Here is a 5,229-nt window from a genome sequence, read left to right on the forward strand (position 1 = left end):
CATCAACACCGCCGCCCAGGCCGCCGGCCTGATCTATGCCGGCGAACGGGTGGCGGTGCGGGGCCGCGCGCGCGAGGCCGGCCTGGACGCCGAGAACCTGCAGGCGCTGGACGCCGAGATCCGCGCGCCGCTGACGCTCGAACAGCTGGCCGTCCGCACGCCGGCCAGCCTGCGCGCCGAGGTTTACGCCGCAGCGCTGATCGCCATCACCGCCGACACCGAGGCCGAGCGCGCTTTCCTGGACCGTCTTGCCGCGCAGCTGGATCTGGACGGCGCGGCGCGTGCGGACATCCATGCGCAGCTGGGCCTGGACACCGGCACCTGACATCGCCCGGGGCGTTCGCCCCGACTCCCACCCCCAAGGAGATACGACATGCACCAGTGGTTCCTCAGCTACCAGGGCCAGCAAATGGGTCCGCTAGACCATGCCGCCGCCATCGCCCAAGCCACGCGCGACCCCAGCGGTCACTGCTGGCGCCAGGGCTTCCCGGAATGGATCCCGATCAGCGCCTGCACCGAGCTCAAGAGCGAGTCGGCGCCCGGCTCGATGATGGCGCCCATGCCGCCGCCCGTGGCCGCAGGCGGCGCGGGCCAGCGCAGCGACGTCATCGACTACCGCATCTACGGCGAGGACATGCAGTTCGTCGAGATCGAGCTCGACCCGGGTGAAAGCGCGGTCGCCGAGGCGGGGTCGCTGATGTACAAGGAATCGAGCGTCAGCATGGACACCGTGTTCGGCGACGGCTCGGCCAGTTCGGTCGGCGGCGGCTTCATGGACAAGCTGGTGGGCGCCGGCAAGCGGCTGATCACCGGCGAGAGCCTGTTCACCACGGTGTTCTCGCACACCGGCGCCAGCGGCAAGGCCAAGGTGGCGTTCGCGGCACCCTACCCGGGCACCATCGTGCCGATGACGCTGAGCAACTACGGCGGCACCATCATCGCGCAGAAGGACAGCTTCCTGTGCGCGGCGCGCGGCGTGACGATCGGCATCTTCTTCCAGAAGAAGATCATGACGGCGCTGTTCGGCGGCGAAGGTTTCATCATGCAGAAGCTGACCGGCGACGGCCTGGTGTTCATCCACGCCGGCGGCACGATCATGGAGCGCGAGCTGCGCCCGGGCGAGCGCCTGGACGTGGACACCGGCTGCGTGGTGGCCATGACCAGCACGGTGAATTTCGACGTGCAGCCCGTGGGCGGCGTGAAATCGATGCTGTTCGGAGGCGAAGGCGTGTTCCTGGCCACGCTCACCGGCCCGGGCAAGGTCTGGATGCAGTCCCTGCCGTTCTCGCGCATGGCCGGACGCATGATGGCCGCGGCTTACCAGAAGGGCGGCAGCAAGGGCGAAGGCTCGGTGCTGGGCGGCCTGGGCGGCATCATCTCCGGAGACCGCGGCTTCTAAGCGGCGATAGCGCACCAGGTACATTTAATCGCAGAGGGCTTGGGCCATGGCCCAGGCCCTCTGCATTTGAATATGCCTGGTACGGAGCTTTCGCCGCCTAGCCTGGCCCGCGCCCTACCGGCCCCAGCGCAAATCCAAGCCCAGCCAAAGCGTCCGGCCAGGCCCGGGTTCGAAGTAGCGGCCATTGCCGTCGTTGACGATCACCGAGCCCACGTGCCGGCGATCCAGCGCGTTATCCAGGCGCGCGAAAACCTGTCCGCCAGCGCTCCATTCGCGCGACACCCCAAGATCGAGCAGCGTGTAGCCGGCTGCGGTTTCGCTGCCCACGTCGTTCACGGTGACTGACGACACGTGGCGCAGCTCGCCGAAGCCGCGCCAATCGCCACGCCAGCCGTCCCAGCGCAGCCGACCCATCGCTTCGGGCACGCCGGCCAGGCGCGTACCGCGCGTCACCTCCTGCGTGGGCACCGTGCACGGCGCCCCCGCGCAGGCGAGATAGGTTTCGCGCACGGTCGCGTCCAGCGCGGTCCACGCCAGCTGCAGCGACATCGATTCACCCAGCGCCGCCTCCAGCTCCGCTTCCAGGCCCTGGCGCAGGCTGCGGCCGGCGTTGGCATAGCTGGCGCGGCCGCCGGCATTCGTGGCCACCACAAGCTCATCGCGCGTATCGCTGCGGAACAGCGCGACGTCGGCGCGCAGGCCGTCGCGTGGACGCCACTTCATGCCCAGCTCGAAGTTGCGGCTGCGCGCGGGCTGCAGCCCGAGATTCAAGCCCGAGCCGCCGTCCGGGCGATAGGCCAGCTCCACCAGCGTTGGCGTTTCGAAGCCGCTGCCAACGCTGGCGTGCAGGTTCAGGCGCGGGCTGGCGCGAAGCTGCAGCGCGGCCACGGGCGTCCAGCGCTCGAAGGTGACCGCGCCGCTGTCGTCGGGGTTGCCGGCCCGCACATAGCGGTCGTTCGAATCAAAGCGCACGCGGCTGTGCCGCAGTCCGGCCAGCAGCGACCAGCGATCGGCCGCGCGCCAGTCGGCCTGCGCGAATTGGTCGAACGAGGCCACGCGGTTGCGCTCGTCGCGGCGCAGCGCACCGCGCACGCCCGGTTGGCTGCCCACGAAGTTCTCGAAGCCGCGCCGCTGTTGCTGCAGTCCTTCCCAGCCCGCGCCCGCGGTCCAGGCGAGCGCGCGGCCGGCCAGCGTCGCGTCACCGGCCAGCCGCAGTTCGCCGCCACCGTAGTCGCTGGCCAGGTCCACCACGCCGCCCGATTGCAGCGGGTTGGCCTGCGCCCCCGGGGGAATGGCCAGATACTGCTCGATGCCGCGCGTGCCCGCGTAGGCCAGGGCACGCAGCGACACCGCGCCGCCAAGCGCGCGCTCGCCGGTCCAGCCCACCTGCGACTGCCGCACGCGCTTGCGGGTGTTGAAGGCGATGGCCTGCGGCGTGGTCTGGTACGGATTGTCGTCGAACTGCGCGCGACTCAGGCCCAGCGGATCGAGCGACAGCGGCGAATCGAAGTGATTGACGACCAACGACTGCGAAGCCGCGCCGTCGTCCATCGGCCAATGCAGGCGCGCGTTCAAGGACAGGCGTTCGGCCGCCGAATGTGGCCGGATGCCATCGGCGCGCAGCTGCGACAGGCCGGCCACGAAGCCAACGTCGCGCCAGGCGCCGCGCACGCCGGCGGACATGCGCCAGTCGCCACCTTCGGCCGCCGCCAGCCCCAGGTTGGCCTCTCCGGGTGACTGGCCGTCCCCGCTGAATACCTGCACCACGCCGCCCGAGGAGTTGCCGTACAGCGCCGAGAACGGCCCGCGCAACACCTCCACCCGCTGCGCGCTGGCAAGATTGGCATGGGATAGCTGGGACTGGCCGTCGGGCTGCGTGGCCGGAATGTCGTCGACGTAGACGCGCAGTCCGCGAATGCCGAAGCTGGCGCGGGTACCGAAACCTCGGATCGACAGCTGGGTGTCCTGGGCGTAGTTCTGGCGATCACGCACCAGCAGGCCGGGGATGCCCTGCAGGGCTTCGGAAACATTCATGCCCGGGGTCGCCACCGGAGCCGATCGAACCGACACCGCGGCCGGCGTATCGAATACGCTGGCCTCGCGGCGGGTGGCGGTGACGTTCACCGGTTCGAGCACGGGCGCGTCGACCTGCGCCAGCGCGTCTTCCTGCGCCGTCGCCGGCGAGACCGCCAGCACCAGCGCGAGCGCGATTCCTCGACGGAGCCTCACTTGTCGTCGCGGAAAACCGCGGTACCGCGGCTGCCGTCGGGCTTGATCCAGGCGCGGTACATGCCGCTGGTGTTGAACGGCATGGCGATGTTGCCCTCGCGGTCCAGGGCGATCGCGCCGCCGTTGCCGCCCAGCTTCACCACCTCGCCATTGACCACGGCCTCTGCCGCGACCGCCAGTGAGTCACCGCGATAGGCCATGCGTGCGCAGATGTCGTGCGCGACGGCGGCGCGGATGTAGAACTCGCCCCAGCCGGTGCCCGACACGCCGCAGCGGTCGTCGGCCCAGTTGCCGGCGCCGATGATGGGCGCGTCGCCGACGCGCCCGAAGCGCTTGTTGGTCATGCCGCCGGTGGAGGTGGCCGCGGCGATGTGGCCCTGCCTGTCCAGCGCCACGGCGCCGACGGTGCCGAAGTAGCTGCTCGGGATCGCCGCCTGGCCCGCGTTCTCCATCCTGCGTGCCTCTTCGAGCTGCTCGCGGCGGCGGTCGGTGTCGAACCAGTCCGGGCGCACGCGGGCGATCTCGGGCCGGGTGTCGGCGAAGGCTTCGGCGCCCGCGCCGGCCATCATCACGTGCGGGGAATGCTCCATCACGGTGCGCGCCAGCGTGATGGGGCTGCGCACCGTGCTCAGCCCGGCCACCGCGCCGGCGCGGCGCGTTTGGCCCTCCATGATCGAGGCATCGAGCTCGTGCCCGCCGGCGGCGTTGAACACCGCGCCCTTGCCGGCGTTGAACCAAGGCGACTCTTCCAGCACCACGATGCTGGCCGTCACCGCGTCCAGGGCACTGCCCCCGGTCCTGAGCACGGCATGGCCGGCGTCCAGGGCGCGGTCGAGATCCTTGCGCACGGCGCGTTCGTCCTGTTGCGAAAGGGCGCGGCGTTCGATCACGCCGGCGCCGCCGTGGATCACCAGCGCGGTCCGCGCCTCTTCGGCAAACGCCGGCATCGCGGCCAGGCCAAGGCCAAGGGCAAGCAGCAGGGAGGTGCGGATCATGGCGGTATCATCCGATGGGGTGTGGCGGGAGTTTACCCTTGGTGGCGCAGCGCCTCGATGGGGTCCAGCTGGGCCGCCTTGCGCGCCGGGTAGAAGCCGAAGAACAGGCCGGTGGCCACCGAGAAGCCGGCCGCCATCATCACCACCTGCAGGTCCAGCTGCACCGGCAGGGCGCCGAACTTGCTGGCAAGCAGCGCCCCGCCGATGCCCAGCGCGATGCCGATGAAGCCACCGCCGAGCGAGATCAGCATCGCCTCGGCGAGGAACTGCGCCTGAATTTCGCGCGGGCCCGCGCCCACGGCCATGCGCAGCCCGATCTCGCGAATGCGCTCGGTCACCGACACCAGCATGATGTTCATGATGCCGATGCCGCCCACGATCAGCGAAATGCTGGCCACCGCGCCCAGCAGCAGCGACATCAGGCGCGTGGTTTCGGTGCGGGTGCTGACGATCTCGGCGATGTTGCGCACCGCGAAGTCGTCCTCGGCACCGGGCGCGATGCGGTGGCGCTGGCGCATCAGCGCGTTGATCTCCTCCTCGACAAAGGCCAGGTCCTCGGCCCGTCCCACCGACACCGAGATCTGCTGCACGATGCTGGCCTGGCGC

General features: G+C 70.4%; 5 protein-coding genes. 2 read left to right on the top strand and 3 right to left on the bottom strand.

Annotated elements, in window-relative coordinates:
• Positions 1-325: DUF533 domain-containing protein (locus K0M70_RS13220; RefSeq protein ID WP_290782699.1), on the top strand; the 325-nt coding region annotated here is incomplete at its 5' end.
• 48 nt (positions 326-373) lie between these two features.
• Entirely contained in the window at positions 374-1,399 is a 1,026-nt protein-coding gene (locus K0M70_RS13225) for a TIGR00266 family protein (protein ID WP_290782701.1), read from the top strand.
• Positions 1,400-1,513: 114 nt separating this feature from the next.
• Here the strand turns inward: K0M70_RS13225 and K0M70_RS13230 are convergent, their stop codons facing one another.
• From K0M70_RS13230 to K0M70_RS13240, 3 genes are all read right to left on the bottom strand, one after another.
• The gene (locus tag K0M70_RS13230; protein WP_290782703.1) at positions 1,514-3,628 is read right to left on the bottom strand and encodes a TonB-dependent receptor; all 2,115 of its coding nucleotides are present in this window, start codon (positions 3,626-3,628) and stop codon (positions 1,514-1,516) included.
• Positions 3,625-4,623 (bottom strand): isoaspartyl peptidase/L-asparaginase, encoded by a 999-nt coding sequence (locus K0M70_RS13235; RefSeq protein WP_290782704.1) that lies wholly within the window; start codon positions 4,621-4,623, stop codon positions 3,625-3,627. Before K0M70_RS13235 ends, K0M70_RS13230 begins: the two co-directional genes overlap by 4 nt.
• A 32-nt stretch (positions 4,624-4,655) precedes the next feature.
• The coding region (locus tag K0M70_RS13240) for an FtsX-like permease family protein (RefSeq protein ID WP_290782706.1) at positions 4,656-5,229 on the bottom strand (574 nt) is incomplete at its 5' end.

The organism is Arenimonas sp., from assembly GCF_019459675.1.
Taxonomy (GTDB): domain Bacteria; phylum Pseudomonadota; class Gammaproteobacteria; order Xanthomonadales; family Xanthomonadaceae; genus Arenimonas.

Excerpts from the sequence above, each read along its gene's own strand:
- K0M70_RS13225 (WP_290782701.1), top strand. The coding sequence starts at position 374 with ATGCACCAGTGGTTCCTCAGCTACCAGGGCCAGCAAATGGGTCCGCTA.
- K0M70_RS13235 (WP_290782704.1), bottom strand. The coding sequence starts at position 4,623 with ATGATCCGCACCTCCCTGCTGCTTGCCCTTGGCCTTGGCCTGGCCGCG.